General features: G+C 66.4%; 16 protein-coding genes and 2 tRNA genes. 14 read left to right on the top strand and 4 right to left on the bottom strand.

Annotated features, from left to right (window positions below; all coding sequences use genetic code 11):
* Positions 1–13: 13 nt before the first annotated feature.
* Positions 14–439 carry a VOC family protein gene (locus tag ACOZ4I_RS16825; RefSeq protein WP_424001589.1) on the bottom strand — a complete coding sequence of 142 codons (426 nt, stop codon included), beginning with the start codon at positions 437–439 and terminating at the stop codon, positions 14–16.
* A gap of 114 nt (positions 440–553) precedes the next feature.
* Between ACOZ4I_RS16825 and ACOZ4I_RS16820 the strand changes: the two genes are divergently transcribed.
* The 3 genes from ACOZ4I_RS16820 (at position 554) to dpsA (ACOZ4I_RS16810) (ending at position 2,365) form a co-directional block, all read left to right on the top strand.
* Positions 554–985, top strand: coding sequence for a CopG family transcriptional regulator (locus ACOZ4I_RS16820; protein WP_424001587.1), 432 nt, complete (start codon positions 554–556; stop codon positions 983–985).
* Positions 986–1,226: 241 nt separating this feature from the next.
* Complete coding sequence (gene dpsA / locus ACOZ4I_RS16815) at positions 1,227–1,808, top strand: DNA starvation/stationary phase protection protein DpsA (protein ID WP_424001585.1); 582 nt, start codon at positions 1,227–1,229, stop codon at positions 1,806–1,808.
* The gene (dpsA, locus tag ACOZ4I_RS16810) at positions 1,805–2,365 is read left to right on the top strand and encodes a DNA starvation/stationary phase protection protein DpsA (protein WP_424001583.1); all 561 of its coding nucleotides are present in this window, start codon (positions 1,805–1,807) and stop codon (positions 2,363–2,365) included. Before dpsA (ACOZ4I_RS16815) ends, dpsA (ACOZ4I_RS16810) begins: the two co-directional genes overlap by 4 nt.
* A gap of 37 nt (positions 2,366–2,402) precedes the next feature.
* On the opposite strand, the gene ACOZ4I_RS16805 is transcribed toward dpsA (ACOZ4I_RS16810), so the two are convergent.
* On the bottom strand, positions 2,403–2,855 hold the full coding sequence (locus tag ACOZ4I_RS16805) for a DUF5814 domain-containing protein (protein WP_424001581.1): 453 nt from the start codon (positions 2,853–2,855) through the stop codon (positions 2,403–2,405).
* Between the two features lie 170 nt (positions 2,856–3,025).
* On the opposite strand from ACOZ4I_RS16805, the gene ACOZ4I_RS16800 reads away from it, so the two are divergent.
* The 4 genes from ACOZ4I_RS16800 to ACOZ4I_RS16785 all read left to right on the top strand — a co-directional run bounded on the left by ACOZ4I_RS16800 (position 3,026) and on the right by ACOZ4I_RS16785 (position 5,095).
* A tRNA-His gene (locus tag ACOZ4I_RS16800) sits at positions 3,026–3,096 on the top strand.
* 324 nt (positions 3,097–3,420) lie between these two features.
* Entirely contained in the window at positions 3,421–4,038 is a 618-nt protein-coding gene (locus ACOZ4I_RS16795) for an HNH endonuclease (RefSeq protein WP_424001579.1), read from the top strand.
* 38 nt (positions 4,039–4,076) lie between these two features.
* The gene (locus ACOZ4I_RS16790) at positions 4,077–4,355 is read left to right on the top strand and encodes a hypothetical protein (RefSeq protein ID WP_424001577.1); all 279 of its coding nucleotides are present in this window, start codon (positions 4,077–4,079) and stop codon (positions 4,353–4,355) included.
* A 92-nt stretch (positions 4,356–4,447) separates the two neighbouring features.
* The gene (locus tag ACOZ4I_RS16785; protein WP_424004830.1) at positions 4,448–5,095 is read left to right on the top strand and encodes a phosphoribosyltransferase; all 648 of its coding nucleotides are present in this window, start codon (positions 4,448–4,450) and stop codon (positions 5,093–5,095) included.
* Positions 5,096–5,109: 14 nt separating this feature from the next.
* On the opposite strand, the gene ACOZ4I_RS16780 is transcribed toward ACOZ4I_RS16785, so the two are convergent.
* Positions 5,110–6,324, bottom strand: coding sequence for a site-2 protease family protein (locus ACOZ4I_RS16780; protein ID WP_424001575.1), 1,215 nt, complete (start codon positions 6,322–6,324; stop codon positions 5,110–5,112).
* A 90-nt stretch (positions 6,325–6,414) separates the two neighbouring features.
* Between ACOZ4I_RS16780 and ACOZ4I_RS16775 the strand changes: the two genes are divergently transcribed.
* The 3 genes from ACOZ4I_RS16775 to ACOZ4I_RS16765 all read left to right on the top strand — a co-directional run bounded on the left by ACOZ4I_RS16775 (position 6,415) and on the right by ACOZ4I_RS16765 (position 10,758).
* Positions 6,415–6,783: a cupin domain-containing protein gene (locus ACOZ4I_RS16775; RefSeq protein WP_424001573.1), complete on the top strand. Its 369-nt coding sequence runs from the start codon at positions 6,415–6,417 to the stop codon at positions 6,781–6,783.
* Between the two features lie 97 nt (positions 6,784–6,880).
* Positions 6,881–8,926, top strand: coding sequence for a DEAD/DEAH box helicase (locus tag ACOZ4I_RS16770; RefSeq protein WP_424001571.1), 2,046 nt, complete (start codon positions 6,881–6,883; stop codon positions 8,924–8,926).
* Positions 8,927–9,000: 74 nt separating this feature from the next.
* Positions 9,001–10,758 carry a hypothetical protein gene (locus ACOZ4I_RS16765; RefSeq protein ID WP_424001569.1) on the top strand — a complete coding sequence of 586 codons (1,758 nt, stop codon included), beginning with the start codon at positions 9,001–9,003 and terminating at the stop codon, positions 10,756–10,758.
* 34 nt (positions 10,759–10,792) lie between these two features.
* On the opposite strand, the gene ACOZ4I_RS16760 is transcribed toward ACOZ4I_RS16765, so the two are convergent.
* Positions 10,793–10,969 carry a hypothetical protein gene (locus ACOZ4I_RS16760; RefSeq protein WP_424001567.1) on the bottom strand — a complete coding sequence of 59 codons (177 nt, stop codon included), beginning with the start codon at positions 10,967–10,969 and terminating at the stop codon, positions 10,793–10,795.
* A 136-nt stretch (positions 10,970–11,105) separates the two neighbouring features.
* On the opposite strand from ACOZ4I_RS16760, the gene ACOZ4I_RS16755 reads away from it, so the two are divergent.
* The 4 genes from ACOZ4I_RS16755 (at position 11,106) to ACOZ4I_RS16740 (ending at position 18,005) form a co-directional block, all read left to right on the top strand.
* Complete coding sequence (locus tag ACOZ4I_RS16755; RefSeq protein WP_424004829.1) at positions 11,106–12,965, top strand: SLC13 family permease; 1,860 nt, start codon at positions 11,106–11,108, stop codon at positions 12,963–12,965.
* A gap of 54 nt (positions 12,966–13,019) precedes the next feature.
* Positions 13,020–13,092: transfer RNA gene (locus tag ACOZ4I_RS16750), tRNA-Pro, on the top strand.
* 68 nt (positions 13,093–13,160) lie between these two features.
* A complete protein-coding gene (locus ACOZ4I_RS16745) occupies positions 13,161–14,339 on the top strand; it encodes an AGE family epimerase/isomerase (protein ID WP_424001565.1) in 1,179 nt (392 codons plus the stop codon).
* Positions 14,340–14,477: 138 nt separating this feature from the next.
* Positions 14,478–18,005 (top strand): LAGLIDADG family homing endonuclease, encoded by a 3,528-nt coding sequence (locus tag ACOZ4I_RS16740; RefSeq protein WP_424001563.1) that lies wholly within the window; start codon positions 14,478–14,480, stop codon positions 18,003–18,005.

Genomic DNA, 18,005 nt, shown 5'->3' with positions numbered 1-18,005 from the left:
GCCGGCGATTTTCTCACGTTTCTAGCAGTTCGACCAGGTTCCCCTCCGGGTCCGCGAGGAACATGATCGTCGTCCCGCTCTCGGTGGTCTGCGGGCCGCTGATCGTCTCGACGTCGTCCGGAAGCGACGCGGCGACCGCGTCGAGGTCGTCGACCGCGAGTCCGAAGTGGGTCGATCCGGGCTGATTGAGCGCCGGGTCTATCGCCTCCCCCTCCGGCTCGTAGGTCGCCAGTTCCAGCCGAGCGCCGCCGGCGTCCAGGTGGACGATTTCGGCGCTGGCACCGTCGATACCGACGGCGGTCCCGAACGCCTCGTCGCCGACGGTAAAGCGCGTCAGCACGTCGAGACCGAGGACGTCTCGGTAGAATTCGATCGCTCGGTCGAGGTCGCTCACGATCAGGCCGTGGTGGTGCGCGGTCGCGTCGAAATCTGTCGCCATGTCTGTCGGGGTCCCCGAACCCCGTCCACATAAACTGCGTCGGTCCGCCGACCGGCGATAGGGTGAATGTCTGACAAACGATTAAATACGATGCTCGGTGAATATCACACAACTATGGGTAACAAAAACAAGACCATCTCCTTTCGCGTCAGCGAGGACAAGTTCGAGACCCTCCGCGAGATCGCCGAGGAGCGGGACATCTCGCTGTCCGCGGTCTTTCGAGACTACGTCGACACGCTCGTCTCCCACGACGGCCAGGTGAAAGTCGCGCCGGAACACGAGTTCGACGACGAGAGCACGGAGCGCAGCGCCGAGAGCTTCCCGCCGAAGGTCGAAGTCCCGAAGAGCTTCGTCCGCGAGCACGAACGGCTCGAACTCGAAGCCGAACACCTCCGTGAACAGCTCGAAGAGCACAAGCGCTACGTCACGAAGCTCCGCCAGCAACTGGACGAGATGGACCAGGACGAGGTCATCCACCTCGAAGACCTCGACCAGAGCGAAGACGAGGACGCCTCGTACCGAATCGGTAGCTTCGACGACACCTGAACACGGTCGCCCACCGCGTCGCCCGCGATTCCTCTAGCTATATTGACTATTTCTCCTGTATCGAATCTCACTACCAGTAGCGTAGCGAACGAACGACCACCAAGGCGGTTTATCCCCTCCCTCCAGTCTCGCACTTTGGGCTGCCCTAAACCATTGCCGTGCTGACAATACTTATCTGGCGCGCTCACCAAGGTCGACACATGACTGTGAGTTTCACGGGAGCGGTGGGTGAGGTGCACGGATGACGGAGGACCAACTCGGAATCATCCGCGAGCCGGAACGCGGCGACCGCCGCCAAGAGTGGGGCACGGTCGAGGAAACCGGCCAGCGACTCGACCGTGCCGACGCCGAAGCGGTCGTGGAGGCCCTCACCGTCGACTACGCGGGATCGTTCAATCTCTTCTACCTGCTGCGAAAGCACTACTGGACGGCCGAGGGTGCCGAGTTCGGCGACGTCGCCGCGTTCCTCGAGGACGCCTACAAGCGCGTCCGCGATATCAACGACGACCTCGCGGTCCGCATCGTGGAACTCGGCGGCATCCCGCCGAACACGCCCCCGACGATACAGGAGTACGCCGAGGTCCACCTGGAGGCGGAGGGTCTGTACGACCTCCGGCGCTCGCTCGCGGGCGACCTCGACGGCTACGCGACGCTGGTCGCGGGCATGCGCGAACACGTCGACGTCGCCGCGGACGTGGGCGACTCGGGGACGACGGAGCGCCTGCGGGACCACCTGACCACGCTCGAAGACGACGCGCACGTGCTGGAGCAGTTCCTCGAAGACGACGCGCTCGCCCGGCCCGAGGAGGTCGACCGACCATGACGAGTCGACCACACCTTCGGAAGCCCGACGACGAGCACCTCCGACAGGCGTGGGGAACCGTCAGCGAGAACGAACTGCGGATGACTCGGGCCGCGGCGGAAGAACTGGTGACGGCCCTGAACGCCGATCTCTCGGGGTTCTACCTCCTGTTCAATCAGGTCAGGAAACACGCCTGGACCGTCGAGGGGGCCGAGTTCGGCGACGTCGCCGCGTTCCTCGAAGCGGCCGCCGACCGCATCGCCGAGATGACCGACGACGTCGCGATTCGCGTCCACGCGCTCGGCGGCGTGCCGGTCTGTGGGCCGATGGGCGTCCGCCAGCACGCCCCGATGACCATCGAGACGCCCCACCGCTTCGACGTGCGGTCGTCGCTCGAACGGGACCTCGACGGCTACGCGACGCTCGCCGTCCAGCTGCGCGAACACGTCGAACTGGCCGAGCAGGCTCGCGACAAGGCCACGAGCGAACTCCTGCGTGGCCATCTCAAGACGCTGGAAGAAGACGCGCACGTGCTACAGCGATACCTCGCCGACGATTCGCTCGTTCGGCGCGAGTGACGGTCTCCAGAACGTTCGGCCGCTTCCTTCGAGGCCGTTACATCAGGTGGTTTCGCCGCCGCTGGACTGTTTCGGCCACGTCGTCGCGCCCGTCGACGTCGGCCAGCGTCTCGACCGCTTCGAGCGTCCGCACGGAGTTGTCGAGAAACGAGAGCACGTCGCCAGGATACGCGTATAGCATGTACTCGTCGCTCATCACGTCCACGATGGCGTCGGGACCCATGCCCTGCTCGCGCAGTTCCAGCAGATAGGCGATGAACTTCCGCTCGGCACAGCCACAGTGGGGGTTGGCCTCGCAGTCGCAGTCGAGGAAGTCCTCGGCGAAGTCGAGCACTCGATCTCGGGAGGCCTCGTCGAGCTTTGCCAGCCCCTCGCCCTGAAAGAGGATGTCCAGCGTCGCCCCCTTGAACGCCCCCTTCGGGAAGCTCGTCTCCAGCTGGGAGGCGAGCTGCTGGTGGTTCTTGACGTAGATCTTGTCCGTGATGGCCACGCGTATCGCGTCGTACGGGCCGCCCGCCCAAAAGCGTCTCGAAGCGCTTGGTCACCGCGGCGGCTCCCCGCGCGTTCCACCGCTGTCACGCGCTCTCACGGCACACCGCCCCCAGATTCGTAACGTATTTCCGTTCCAGCGGAATAGCTATGACTGCTTCAGCAGGCGCGTCCGGGTTGGGGTAGTGGTATCCTTCAGCCTTGTGGTGGCTGAGACGTGGGTTCAATTCCCGCACCCGGACTGTATAATAATTCTAACATCTTCTGTGATATCGTAGCGGCGTCACTTTCACTTTCAGTTCGGGGGGCTCAGTTTTACTCGATATCGGGATGGACTCTGGGGTATGTCTGAACATAATTGCCCCACCTGTGGACGGACATTCGATAGCCGTCGCGGATTGGGAGTCCATCATAGCCGGGTTCACGACCGGCGATTACCGAACAGGGAATGTAATCACTGCGGAGACGAGTTTTACTGTGACTACGACCGGGCGTACTGTTCGCAATCGTGCCACGATGACGCCGTAACATACGAAGGCGCGGCGAATCCGAACTACTCCGACGCGATGGAGCAGACGACGTGCGACATCTGTCAGGCACCCTTCGACTATTATCCATCGAACAAGTCGGGTCGATACTGTTCTGAGTGCGTCGAACATCGCAGTTGGCGCGACCCGCCGCAACAGACCGGTGCTTCCCATCCCGCTTGGAAGGGCGGCAAACTATCCTTTTCCTGTGACAACTGTGACTCCCACGTCGAACGGTACCCCAGTCAGATCCAGAGCGAAATCGTCCTCTGCAGCCGCGACTGCCACGCCGAGTGGCTCTCGGAGGCGTTCACCGGTGACGGGCATCCGAACTGGCGCGGTGGCGGCGTCGGCGACTACGGGCCGGGATGGAAGGCGGTCCGCGAGAGAGCGCTCGAACGCGACGGCCACGCCTGCGTCCTGTGTGGCACCGACGCGGACGACCTGGGGCGGAATCCGGACGTGCACCACATCCTTCCCGTGCGGTTGTTCGCCGCGGTGCCGGCGCTCACCGTCCGGGATGCACACACGATGGACAACGTCGTGTCGCTGTGTCCCGGCTGTCATCGCCGGGCCGAGTTCGGGCACGTCTCGCGGGCGGCGTTGCGGTGGCGTGCCGGCCCCCTCGATTCGACGACCGGCGGGACGCCGGCCTGACCGGAACTTACAGGACGCCGCCCGCCCCCAGTGCGGGTATGTCACCGACCGTCGACGACCTGCGAAACGAGATTCGCGAGGCAGTGGGCCGGTACGAACGCGTCGAGTCGACCGCCTTCACGAAGGAGGCGCTCGCCGCGATTTGCGAGGAGGTGGGGTACGACATCGGGTCGAACGGCCTCCCGTCGAAGCCGGAGATGCGGGCCGGCATCCTCTGGCGGATCGGCGAGCGTGACGAGGTCGACCCCGAGGCGAGCGCGAACGCGTTCCGGAAGGCGGAACTCGAAGCCGTCGCGGCGGCGCTCCGGGACGAGTAACGGGGCTGTCGAGTCGCGACGGGGGCGTGTCGGGTCGAGCGAGAGCCCAGGTACGGAACTATTTGTCCCGTGGTAGCGTACGACAGGATATGGTGGACAGCAACCGCCAGCCGGTCCGGTTCGCGGACAGGGAGGACGCCGGGAAACGGCTCGGTACGGCGCTGCGCGAGCGCGACCTCGGCATCGACATCGTGCTCGCGATCCCGCGGGGCGGGCTGCCGCTCGGTCGCGCCGTCGCCGACGCGCTCTCCGTCCCGCTCGACATCGCGGTGGCACAGAAGATGGGCGCGCCGGACAACCCGGAGTTCGCCGTCGGCGCGGTCGCCTCGGACGGGTCGGTCTGGCTGAACGACGAGGCGATCGACGGCCGCGGCGTCAGTCGGGAGTACGTCGAGCGGACGCGATTGGAGACGGCCGAAGCAGCCCGGCAAAAGGAAGCGACGTATCGCGGGTCGCGGTCGCCCCCGGAACTGCGCGGCAAGCGGGTGTGTCTCGTCGACGACGGCGTGGCGACGGGCGCGACGGTGCGGGCCTGTATCGAGCGTATCCGGGGCGAAGACCCAGCAAGAATCGTCCTCGCGGTGCCGGTCGGCTCACCGCGGACGATTACCGAACTCGAATCGCTGGTCGAGGAGGTCGTCTGTCTCGAAACGCCGTCCTCGTTTCGCGCCGTCGGGCAGTTCTACGAGCGTTTCGATCAGGTCTCAGACGAGAACGCGCGGTCGTACCTCGCGGGCTGAGGCGGTGGTCCGTCTCAGCGCTCGATGCGCGAGTCCGGCCGGACGGTCTCCGGTTCCGCCTCGCCCACGGCGGCGTAGTCGCTGCTGGACTTGATGATGGAGAGGGCGGTCATGATGTCCGAGCGCGTGAGCAGGCCCTGGAACTGCCCGTCGGCGTCGGTGACGAGCAGGCGACCGACGGAGTTGCCCTGCAGCGTCGTCAGCGCGTCCATTGCGTCGGTGTCGGGGCTGATCGTGATGATCTCGGTCGTCATCACGTCGCCGACGGTGTAGGCGTCGCGCTCGACCTCCCGGACGGCGCGGGCGTCTTCGAGCGTGACGAGGCCGACGACCTCGCCGTCGCGCTCGACGGGGTAGCCGGTGTGGCGCTCCCGGAACATCGTCTGAATGAGCTCGCGGACGGACACGTCCTCGGAGACGGTCGTCACGCGGTCGGCGGGCGTCATCACGTCCGCGACGGTGACGCCCTCGAAGGCCGCGCGCATCGTCGTCTGTCGGGACTCGCCCTCCGCGCCGATGTAGATGAAGAAGGCGAGGCCGGCGAGAAAGAGGTTGCCGACGACGAAGATGCCGGTGAGCCCGAGGAAGACGGCGAAGAGCTTGCCGACCTCGGCGGCAATCTTCGTCGCGCGAGCGTAGGGGCGACGGCGCGCGAGCAGCGCGCGCAGGACGCGGCCGCCGTCCATCGGGAAGCCGGGGAGCATGTTGAATGCCGCGAGCGCGAGGTTCATCACGGCGAGATAGCCGAGGATGAACCGCGCGGAGGCGACGGCTGTGACGGCCGTCGTGGTGGTGTTCGGAATGACCAGGAAGCCGACGTAGCACAGCGCCCCGAGGACGACGCTGACGATGGGACCGGCGATGGCGATGACGAGCTCCTGCTTCCAGTCCTCCGGCATCTCGGTGAGCTGGGCGATGCCGCCGAACAGCCAGAGCGTGATGGAGTCGATGGGGTAGCCATAGCGGATGGCGACGAGCGAGTGGCCGAGCTCGTGGAGGACGACGCCGGCGAACAGCCCGACGGCGGCGCCGATTCCGAGCACCCAGACCAGCGAGCCGCCGGTGAGGACCGACGGGTCCAGGCCGGCGTTCAGCGTCCCGTTCAACAGCTCCGTCGTCTGTTCGACCTGCGTGCCGATGATCCAGGCGAACAGCGGCAACACGAGGAGGAAGGTCAGGTCCAGCTGAATGGGGATCCCGAACACGCTCCCGATACGAAACCGACGCATGCGAAACAGTTGGCGGGGGACGGCCTTAAGCCCCCTTGCGGCTCCGGGCGCGCCGACACCGCTTTCCGCGCGGCCCGCCTCCCGCCGTCTATGAGCGACCCACTCGTTCGCCGAGCCGAAGACGTCGAGTACGAGGCCGTCGACGCGGCCGAGGGACTGTCGAAGGGCGTTCTCGTTGGAGCCGAACACGGCGCACCGAACCTGGCGATCAGGCGCTTCACGCTCGCCCCCGGCGGCAGCGTCCCGAGGCACACGAACGAGGTCGAACACGAGCAGTACGTCCTCTCGGGACGCTACACCGTCGGCATCGAGGGCGAGGAGTACGAGGTCGAGGCGGGCGACAGCCTCCACATCCCCGCCGGAGCCGTCCACTGGTACCGAAACGACGGCGACGAGGAGGGCGCGTTCATCTGTGCGGTCCCGACCGGCGACGACGACGAGATTCGGCTGGCGGAGTGAGACGGCGGCCCGATTCAGGCCGGTCACCGCGCGACCCGGGGACGGCAGTCCGCACCAGTCCGAACCGCTCAAGTAGCGCAGGCCCCTCGATACGGCTGTGTCACAGCAGGCCGCGCAGGTGGAGACGCTGTTCCTGCACGAACACGGCGAGGAGTTCCGCGTCGTCGCCCAGCGCGACGGCGACCGGCTGTTCCACGCCGTCCTCGAACTGAAAGCGACCGACGCCGGCCCCCGCCCGCGTCGCCTCCGGGTCAAGGACGGTGCGGACGAGGAACTGCGCTCGCCCGACCAGTTCGTGGACCTCGCCCGCCGCGCGGCCCGCATCCGCATCTCCCAGCAGACGAGTCAGCCGGCCCGCGACCGCGTCCGCGAGATGCTCGACGGGTACCAGCTCGACGCCAAGGTCGTCCGGACCTGCCGGCTCTGTGCGTCCGACGGCCGCTACTCGCCGATAACGAGCGAAACGGCCATCGAGAGCGACGACGAGACAATCTGCCCGGACTGCGCCCGCGAGCAACTGGACCGCGAACTCGCGTTCAAGGGGTCGATCAGCGCCGACGCCCGCGAGCGACTGGAAGACCTCCTGCTGGAGGTCCAGGACCTCGAACGCATCACGAACCTCCTTTCGGGACAGCTCGACCCGGATCTGACGAAGTTCGACGAGATTTCGGCGACCGTCGACGAGGTCGACCCGGTCCCGGTGGACTCGCTGAATCTCCACCCGGGGATGCAACAGCACCTCGAATCGCGCTTCGACACGCTGCTGCCGGTCCAGAGCCTCGCGGTCGAACACGGCGCGACGGCGGGACAGGACCAGCTCGTCGTGAGCGCGACGGCGACGGGCAAGACCCTCGTCGGCGAGATGGCCGGCATCGACCGCGTGCTCAACAACAAGGGGAAGATGCTGTTTCTCGTCCCGCTGGTCGCGCTCGCGAACCAGAAGTACGAGCAGTTCCGGGACCGCTACGGCGACATGGTCGACGTGTCACTCCGGGTGGGCGCGAGCCGCATCGCCGACGAGGGCGGCCGCTTCGACCCCCAGGCCGACGTGATCGTCGGAACCTACGAGGGCATCGATCACGCGCTCCGAACGGGCAAGGACCTGGGCAACGTCGGAACCGTCGTCATCGACGAGGTCCACACGCTCGGCGAGGACGAGCGCGGTCACCGGCTGGACGGGCTCATCTCGCGGCTGAAGTACTATTGTGAAACCGGCGGCTCGCCCGACAGCGGCGACACGCAGTGGATCTACCTCTCTGCGACCGTCGGCAACCCCGGCCAACTGGCCGAGAAGCTCCGGGCCACGCTCATCGAGTTCGAGGAGCGCCCGGTCCCCATCGAGCGCCACGTCACCTTCGCCGACGGCCGCGAGAAGATCGAGACGGAAAAGAAGCTCGTCAAGCGGGCCTTCGACAACAAATCCAGCAAGGGCTACCGCGGCCAGACCATCATCTTCACCAATTCGCGGCGTCGCTGTCACGAGATCTCGCGGAAGCTGGAGTACAGTTCCGCGCCGTACCACGCCGGGCTGGACAACCGGAAGCGCCAGCGCGTCGAGCGGCAGTTCGCCGACCAGGACCTCGCGGCCGTCGTGACGACGGCGGCGCTCGCGGCGGGGGTCGACTTCCCGGCCTCGCAGGTCATCTTCGACTCGCTGGCGATGGGCATCGAGTGGCTCACGGTTCAGGAGTTCCACCAGATGCTCGGCCGCGCCGGCCGCCCGGACTACCACGACAAGGGGACGGTCTACCTGCTGGTCGAACCGGACTGCTCGTATCACAACAGCATGGAGATGACCGAGGACGAGGTGGCGTTCAAGCTGCTGAAAGGCGAGATGGAACCGGTCGTCACCCGCTACGACGAGGGCGCGGCCGTCGAGGAGACGCTCGCCAACGTCACCGTCGCCGGCACGCAGGCCAAGCGCCTCAACGACCGGATGGTCGGCGAGATTCCGACGAAGCACGCGCTCGGCAAACTGCTCGAATACGAGTTCATCGACGGTCTCGACCCGACGCCGCTCGGCCGGGCGGTGACGCGGCACTTCCTCGCGCCCGACGAGGCGTTCCAGCTACTCGACGGCATCCGCAAGGGGCACGATCCCTACGACATCGTCGCCGAGATGGAACTGCGAGACGAGCACTGATCCCGCCGTCGGGACCTGTCGACCGAGTATCCTTTCGCCGTACCTTCTTGTAGCGGCGCGTGCTTCCGGTGCCCATGGGTCTGTTCGATACGATTCGTCGCGCCGTCGGGACCGACGACGTGGCTGACGGTGGCGGGCAGGCGTCCGACGGCGCGTCCGCCGGCGACAGTTCCGATGACGGGCCGACCGTGCTCGACACGCGCGAGATGGACCCCGCGGCGTTTCGCGAGCACGCCGACACCGTTGTCGAGAACGCTGCCCCGCTCGACTTCTCGACGGACGCGCTCGCCCGACTCGACGCGGCGATCGCGGAGAACTACGAGGGTCGGACTGCCGGCCCGGACGCCGGCGAGACGGCCTACACCGAGAACACCGTCCGCTTCGGGAGCTACCTCGGCGAGGTGCTCGTCCGGGCCTACGACGCCGAGTGGGTCGACACCGACGGGCGCTGGGGCGTCGTCGTTTCGGGCGCGGACGACGAGGTGACCGTTCCCGTCTTCGACGTGGCCGTCCGCTCGTTTAGCGACGAACCCGTGTTCGCGGCGCTCATAGAGCGCCTCGAATCGACGCTCGACCTCGACGCGAGCGAGTCCGGCGACGATGGGGACGGGACTTTCGAACCCGAATCGGCGGAGGAGCGCGAGCCGACCGCTGAGAGTGACGCGGCTGACGACACCGAGGAGAGTGACGCGCCGGAGGACTCGGATGAGAGTGAGGCGGCGGAAGACGCCGATGAGAGTGACCCGGCTGACACCGTTGAGAATGACGCGGCAGACGCCGACGAGAGCGACGTGGCTGACGCCGTCACGAAGCCGACACGGCTCGTCGACAACGAGGCCGAGTCTGCGGGAGGGGAATCCGAGTCGAAGCCCGGCGAGGCCGATGTGGACGCACCCGGTGCCGACGACGATCTTTCCGAGACAGACGACGACCCTGACTACCCGAGCGAGACGGCGCAGACACGCTCGGGTGGGTCCGGCGAGGCGGACGCGCCGGCCACCGAAGCGGACGCAACGCCCGCTGAATCGGCCGACGAAGAGCTGTCACCGGACCGGCAGTCACCGGACTCGCCCGCGGGCTCCGAGACAGTCGATAATGGTGTCGACGCATCGGAGTCGGAGATCGAGACGGCCCCGGAGCCTGAGACCGAGACGGCCCCGGAGCCTGAGACCGAGACGGCCCCGGAGCCGGAGACCGAGACGGCCTCGGAGCCCGAAGCCGAGACGGCCTCGGAGTCAGAGACCGAGACAGACCCGAACCCCGGCCAAGAAGCGGACCGGAGCCCTGAAGGAACGGAATCGGAAGCCGACGCGGCGTCGGACGGCTCGCCAGCAGCCACCGACGACGGCCAAGGCGAGGACGCCGTCGCTTCGAGCGCCGCCGAGTCAGCCCCGTCCGACGGCTCGTGGGACGGTGTCCGCACAGAGCACGCCGAGACGGCCGTCGACTTCGCCGAGTTCTGGGGCGAGCACGACCTCGACTTCTCGCCGGACTCCCTGTCGCGACTCGACGACCTCGTCGCCGAGGAGTGGGACGACGAGCGCTTCGCCGAGACGACGCTCGGGAGCGAAGATTCCTTCGACGATCGGGCGTTCACGAGCGTCGTCACCGAACTCGGGAGCTACTTCGGCGAGGTGCTCGTCCGCCACCTCGACGGCGAGTGGACCGCGGACACGGACCACGACGCGGCCGTCGTCGTCCGCGGGACCGAGGGCCGGTTCGCGGTGCCGGTCTACGACGTGGCGATCACGTCGCTCCGGCAACGACCGGTATTCGGACGGAGCTACGACGCGCTGCTCTCCGACCTCGGGCGCGACGGGCCGACGCGATAGGTGCTCCTTGCCACCGCAGAGCACCGCCGGTTGGTCACGCCGTCTCGATAGGCGAAACCGACGACTCGCCGCACTCCGGGCACTCGTCGTGGTCCGTGTAGAGGAGCGTTTCACAGGCGTCACAGCGGTGTGTCGCCTCGTCGTCAGACGCGCTCTCGACCTCCCGTTTCAGCTCCTCGACTTTTCGTCCCAGATCGTTGAACAGTCCCATTCGTGACCGTTCGGGACGGACGGGGATAAACGTCGGGCGCCCTCGGGTTGCGTCTCGTCTCTGGCGGAAACAGCACACCCTTTTCCCGCTGGCTGCGTACGCCACAGACGTGCCGCTGCCACCGATCACGCCGGGGATGTTGTTCGTATTCGCCGTCATCGTCGCGGCGCTGGCGCTGTTCGCGACGGAGGCGCTGCCCGTCGACGTGACCGCCATCGGCGTCATGGTCGCGCTGATGCTCGCCGAACCGGTGACGACGGTGGCGGCCGACGCGGGTCTGCTCGCCGACCCCGTCTACGTCCTTCACCAGCCCGGCGACGGCGTCTCGCCGCTCGACCGCGGGCTCTCCGGATTCGCCTCGACGGCGACGATCACCGTGCTCGCGATGTTCATCCTCTCTGACGGCGTCCAGCGGACCGGCATCGTCCAGATCCTCGGCGCGAAGATCGCCTCCCTGACCGGAACGAGCGAGTCGCGGCAACTGGGCGCGACGGTCGGGCTGGTCGCACCCATCTCCGGGTTCATCAACAACACCGCCGCCGTCGCAATCCTCCTGCCGATGGTCTCCGACATCGCCCACTCCGGGAAGCTCTCGCCCTCGAAACTCCTCCTCCCGCTGTCGTACGCCTCGATGTTCGGCGGGATGCTCACGCTCATCGGCACGTCGACGAACATCCTCGCCTCCCAGCTGTCGGCGGAACTGCTCGGCCACCCCTTCGGGATGTTCGAGTTCACGAAGCTCGGGATCGTCGTGACCGTCGTCGGCACCGTCTACCTCCTCACCGTCGGGCGCTACCTCGTCCCGGCCCGTATCCCCGCCGACGAGGACCTCACCGACGAGTTCGAGATGGGCGAGTACCTCACCGAGGTCGTCGTCCGCGAGGACTCCCCGCTCGTCGGTCAGACCGTCGAGGAGGCGCTCAGACTGTCGGAGTTCGACGTGGACATCGTCCAGTTGGTTCGCGACAAACGCACGTTCCTCGAACCGTTCGGTCAGAAGGCCATCCGGGGCGGCGACGTGTTCGCGGTCCGGACCGACCGCGACACGCTCGTCGAACTCCTGGACGCCGAGGGGCTGGACCTGCTCCCCGACGTGGAGGTCGACGACGCGGAACTCGAGTCCGCCAGCGAGCGCCAGAACCTCGTCGAGGTCGTCATCGCGCCCGGCTCCTCGCTCATCGGCGAGACGCTCGCCTCCTCGAACTTCCGCCAGCGCTACGACGCGACGGTGCTCGCGTTGCGCCACGGGCAGGAACTGTACCGCCAGCGCATGGACCGGGTCGGCCTCCGCATCGGGGACACGCTGCTCGTCCAGGCGACGGCCGACAGCATCGACCGCCTCAACCGCAACAACGACTTCATCGTCGCTCAGGAGGTCCAGCGCCCCGACTTCCGCCGGTCGAAGATTCCTGTGGCCGTCGGCATCGTCGCCGCCGTAGTCGGTGCCGCGGCGCTGACGCCGATCCACATCGTCGTCTCCGCGCTCGCCGGCGCGCTCGCGATGCTACTGACCGGCTGTCTCCGCCCGCAGGAACTCTACGACGCCGTCCAGTGGGACGTGATCTTCCTGCTCGCCGGCGTCATCCCACTGGGCATCGCGCTCCAGGAGACCGGCGGCGCGGACCTGCTCGCCGAACTCTTCGTCCTCGCCGCGCCGGGCCTGCCCGCGCTGGTCGTGCTCGGCCTCATGTACGTCGTCACGGCGCTATTGACCAACGTCATCTCCAACAACGCCTCCGTCGTCCTGATGATCCCCGTCGCCGTTGAGGCCGCTCGGCAACTGAACGCGAACGCCTTCGCGTTCGTGCTGGCCGTGACCTTCGCCGCGTCGACGGCGTTCATGACGCCCGTCGGCTACCAGACGAACCTCCTCGTCTACGGGCCCGGTGGCTACCGCTTCAGCGACTACCTGCGCGCCGGCGCGCCGCTCCAGGCCGTCTTCGCGGTCGTCACGACGCTCGGGATCGCGTACTTCTGGGGCCTCGCGCCCGCGTGACACAGTCGCTCGGCAACGAAACCCTTTACTCACTGTCGAGACGATATAGGGCACGGGATCGTGGGGTAGCTTGGTAACCTTCGGGCCTTGGGTGCCCGTACCCTCGGTTCAAATCCGAGCGATCCCATCTGTTCTGTCGACCGCCCCGAGAGCGACCGCCCCAAACTTGGTACTCCCGTGCGTCGAGGCACCGATATGGCAGACTACGCCGACAGCGCGTGGCTCCGCGAGCGAATCCGTGACGTTCTCGACTGCTACTACCCGACCTGTCTCGACGACCGTCACGGCGGGTTCGTCGCGCAACTGGACGCCGAGACGGGAGCGGTGTACGACCGCGACAGCAAGCACCTGGTGGCGACGGCGCGCTTCACGCGAAACTTCGCGCTGGCGAGCGAGCTATTCGGCGACGATCGGTGGTCCGAGGCCGCGGCGCGCGGCGTGGCGTTCCTCCGCGAGGAGTTTCGAGACGCCGACCGCGGCGGGTACCACTGGCTGCTCTCGGGGACCGCACCGGTCGAGTCGCGGCGCGTCTGTTACGGCCACGCCTTCGTCGTCCTCGCGTACGCACGCGCTTCCGAAGCGGGCGTGCCGAACGCCGAGCGGTATCTCGACGAAAGCTGGGCGCTGCTGGACGACCACTTCTACGAGCCCGACCACGGCCTGTACCGGAGCGCGTACGACGCCGACTGGCGCGAGTCGGAGCCCTACCGCGGCCAGAACGCGAACATGCACGCCTGCGAGGCGGCGCTAGTCGCCCACGAGGTCACCGGCGAGGACCGGTACCTCGACCGCGCGGCGACCGTCGCGGAGTCGATATGCGTCGATCTGGCGGGCGAGTCCGACGGCCGACTCTGGGAGCACTACGACGCCGACTGGACGCCGGACTTCGGATACAACCGCGACGACCCGGCTCACCAGTTCCGGCCGTGGGGCTACCAGCCCGGCCACCACGCCGAGTGGGCGAAACCCCTCTCGATTCTGGACCGCCACCACGACGCCGATTGGCCGGCCGAGCGCGCCACCGAACTGTTCGACATCGCACTCGACGGCTGGGACGACGACCGCGGCGGCTTCTCCTACACTCTCGACGAGAGCGATGCCCCGGTGGTCGACGACAGGTACGGCTGGGCAGTCGCGGAGGCAATCGGTGCCGCCGCCGCGCTCGCGGAACGCACTGGCGACGAGACGTACCGAGAGTGGTACGACCGCTTCTGGGACTACGCCGTCGAGACGCTGGTCGCGCCGACCGGCGCCTGGTACGAACGCGTCGACGCCGACAACGAGGCGTATCCCACCGGCGACGGCCCGGCGGTCGAACCGGGCTACCACCCCATCGGCGCGTGCTACGAGGCGATTCGAAGCCTCGGTGCGTGACGCCCGAGAGCGGTTCGAGACAGCCGAGTACTCCGCCCGCTGTTCGGTAGTGATTCCGGCTTTCGTCCGCCTATCGGTCACTTTCACCGACCTTTGCGAACCTTCTTAGGCGAGTGGGAACAACCACTGTCCACTCAGATGGCGACCGCCGAGAACACCGAACTCATCGACCGCTTCGAGGAGTTCTACCGCAACTACTACCGCAACGAGATCGGTGAGCTCGCCCAGAAGTACCCAAACGACCAGAAGTCTCTCTACGTCGACTGGGACGACCTCTACCGCTTCGACCCCGACCTGGCCGACGACTACCGAACGAAGCCCGAACAGCTCCAGGAGTACGCCGAGGAAGCGCTCCGGCTGTACGACCTCCCCGTGGACGTGTCGCTCGGCCAGGCCCACGTCCGCGTCCAGAACCTCCCCGACGCGGAGGACATCCGCGACATCCGCCACGAGCACCACGGCAACCTCATCGCCGTCCAGGGCATCGTCCGCAAGGCGACCGACGTGCGCCCGAAGGTCGTCGAGGCGGCCTTCGAGTGCCAGCGCTGCGGGACGCTCACCCGCATCCCGCAGACCGCCGGGGACTTCCAGGAACCCCACGACTGCCAGGGCTGTGAGCGCCAGGGTCCGTTCCGGCTCAACACCGAGCAGTCCCAGTTCATCGACGCCCAGAAGATCCGCGTCCAGGAGTCCCCGGAGGGACTGCGCGGCGGCGAGACGCCCCAGTCCATCGACGTGAACATCGAGGACGACATCACCGGCCACGTGACCGCCGGCGACCACGTCCGCGTGACCGGCGTCCTCAAGCTCGACCAGCGGGGATCGGACAACGAGAAGTCCCCGATGTTCGACATCTACATGGAGGGCGTCAGCGTCGAGATCGAAGACGAGCAGTTCGAGGACATGGAGATCACCGACGCCGACAAGAAGGAGATCGTCGAGCTCTCCAACGAGTCCGACATCTACGACAAGATGGTCGGCGCAATCGCGCCCTCGATCTACGGCTACGAGAAGGAGAAGCTCGCGATGATGCTCCAGCTGTTCTCGGGCGTGACCAAGGACCTTCCTGACGGATCTCGGATACGTGGGGACCTCCATATGTTGCTGATCGGGGACCCCGGTACAGGGAAGTGCGTCCACGGCGACACCCGCGTAACGCTCGCGGACGGCCGTGACGTGGCCATTCGTGATCTCGTCGAATCGAATCTCGACGACCCGAAACCGATAGACGACGGGGTCTGGGACAGCGTCGACTTCGAGGTCCCGTCGCTAGCGACCGACGGGACGATAGCGCCCCAACGGGCGACGAAGGTCTGGAAGCGCGGGTCACCGGATGTCCTGTATCGGATACAGACCGCCACGGGTCGCGAACTCGAAGTCACGCCGTCCCATCCGCTGTTCGTCCAGTCCGACGGGGGATTCCAGGCGAAACGGGCCGAGAACCTTGGCGAGGGAACGTTCATCGGAGTGCCGCGAACCCTCCCGACTGAGGGCAACGACGAGCTGGATGTCTCGTTTCGAACGTCGAACGCCCACAACCGGATCGACCTCCAGTTACCGTCGGTGTGGACGCCGGCTCTCGCTCGCCTCCTCGGATACATCGTCGCTGAAGGGTACGTCGAACAGCGGTCGGACAACACCGGTTTCGTCTCGATCACGAACAACGACGACGAGGTCCTCGACGACACGACCGAGATTCTGGAGTCGCTCAATCTCAACGTCACGGTGCGCGAATCTCACGAAGGGAAAGACGCCCGAGAATTGATGTGCTCTGCCGGCGAATTCGTCAGTTTCCTCCGCTCTCTCGACGAGTCGCTGCTGTCTTCCTCGGCGAACCGACGCGTTCCGCAGGAACTGATGGGCGGTAGCGATGACGTCACTGCTGGCTTCCTGAAGGGATACATCGAGGGTGAGGGCCACGTCTCTGCATCGCAGCGCGAGATAACTGTGGCTTCGATGAGCGAGCAGTTACTGGAGGACGTTCGAACGATGCTGCTCTCGCTCGGAATCCCCTCACAGCTTCAGCCGCGCGCAAACGGGAGCTATCGCCTGCGAATCTCCGGAGAGGCGTTCAGAACGTACGTTAACTGTATTGGGTTCGTCACGGACCGGAAGACGGTGGCTGCGGATACCTTCGACGGGATTGACGGGAATCCGAATCTCGATGTTGTCCCGGATGTTGGCGTCGTACTCCGACGGATTCGCGATTCACTCGGACTCACGCAGTCGGATTGCGGACTCCCGCGTTCGACGTATCAGCATTACGAACGTGGCAGTCGAAATCCGAGCCGAGAAAGTCTCAAAACGGTCGTAAATGCGTTCGACGCCCGTCTCTCTGAACTTGACGGAGCGGCTACCGATACATCGGATGCAGTCACAGACGGTGGTAGTCTCGATAGTCTCCGCAGGGATATCGACGGGCTTCGCTCGCTCGCTGACGGTGATCTAGCCTGGGACAAGATCGAGTGTATCGAGGCCGTCGAACCGGACGAAGAGTGGGTCTACGATCTGGAAATCGAGGGGACGCACAATTATCTCACCAACGGCGTCGTCTCGCACAACTCGCAGATGTTATCATATATCCGAGAAATAGCGCCGCGCTCGGTGTACACCTCCGGAAAGGGGTCGAGTTCGGCTGGACTGACGGCCGCCGCCGTCCGCGACGACTTCGGTGACGGCCAGCAGTGGACGCTCGAAGCGGGTGCGCTCGTCCTCGCCGACCAGGGCATCGCGGCGGTGGACGAACTCGACAAGATGAGCCCGGAGGACCGATCGGCGATGCACGAGGCGCTCGAACAGCAGCGCATCAGCGTCTCGAAGGCCGGGATCAACGCCACGCTCAAGTCGCGCTGCTCGCTGCTCGGGGCGGCCAACCCCAAGTACGGCCGCTTCGACCAGTACGAACCCATCGGGGAACAGATCGACCTCGAACCGGCGCTCATCTCGCGGTTCGACCTCATCTTCACCGTCACCGACAAGCCCAACGAGGAGGACGACCGCAACCTCGCCGAGCACATCATCCAGACCAACTACGCCGGCGAACTCCACACCCACCGGACGCAGAATCCCACCTCGAACTTCAGCGAGGAGGAGGTCGACACGGTCACCGAGGAAGTGGCCCCGACCATCGAACCGGACCTCCTCCGCAAGTACGTCGCCTACGCGAAGCGCAACTGCTTCCCGACGATGACCGAGGAGGCGAAATCCCGCATCGAGGACTTCTACGTCGACCTGCGACTCAAGGGGCAGGACGAAGACGCACCGGTGCCGGTAACCGCCCGGAAACTGGAGGCGCTGGTCCGCCTGGCCGAGGCCTCCGCGCGTATCCGCCTGTCCGATACCGTCGAAGAGGCCGACGCCGACCGGGCGGTCGACATCGCCCACTACTGCCTGAAAGAGATCGGCGTCGACCCCGAGACCGGCGAGTTCGACGCCGACGTGGTCGAGACGGGGACCTCCAAGAGCCAGCGCGACCGCATCCAGAACATCAAGGGAATCATCGCCGACATCGAGGACGAGTACGACGAGGGCGCGCCGGTCGACGTGGTGGTCGAACGTGCCGAGGAGGTCGGCATCGACGAGTCGAAGGCCGAACACGAGATCGAGAAGCTGAAACAGAAAGGCGAGGTGTACGAACCCCGCACCGACCACCTCCGGACGACCTGA

The sequence above is a fragment of the Haloarcula salina genome, assembly GCF_049603855.1.
In the GTDB taxonomy this organism is placed as follows: domain Archaea; phylum Halobacteriota; class Halobacteria; order Halobacteriales; family Haloarculaceae; genus Haloarcula; species Haloarcula salina_A.
This window is presented reverse-complemented; position numbering and strand designations above follow the sequence as displayed.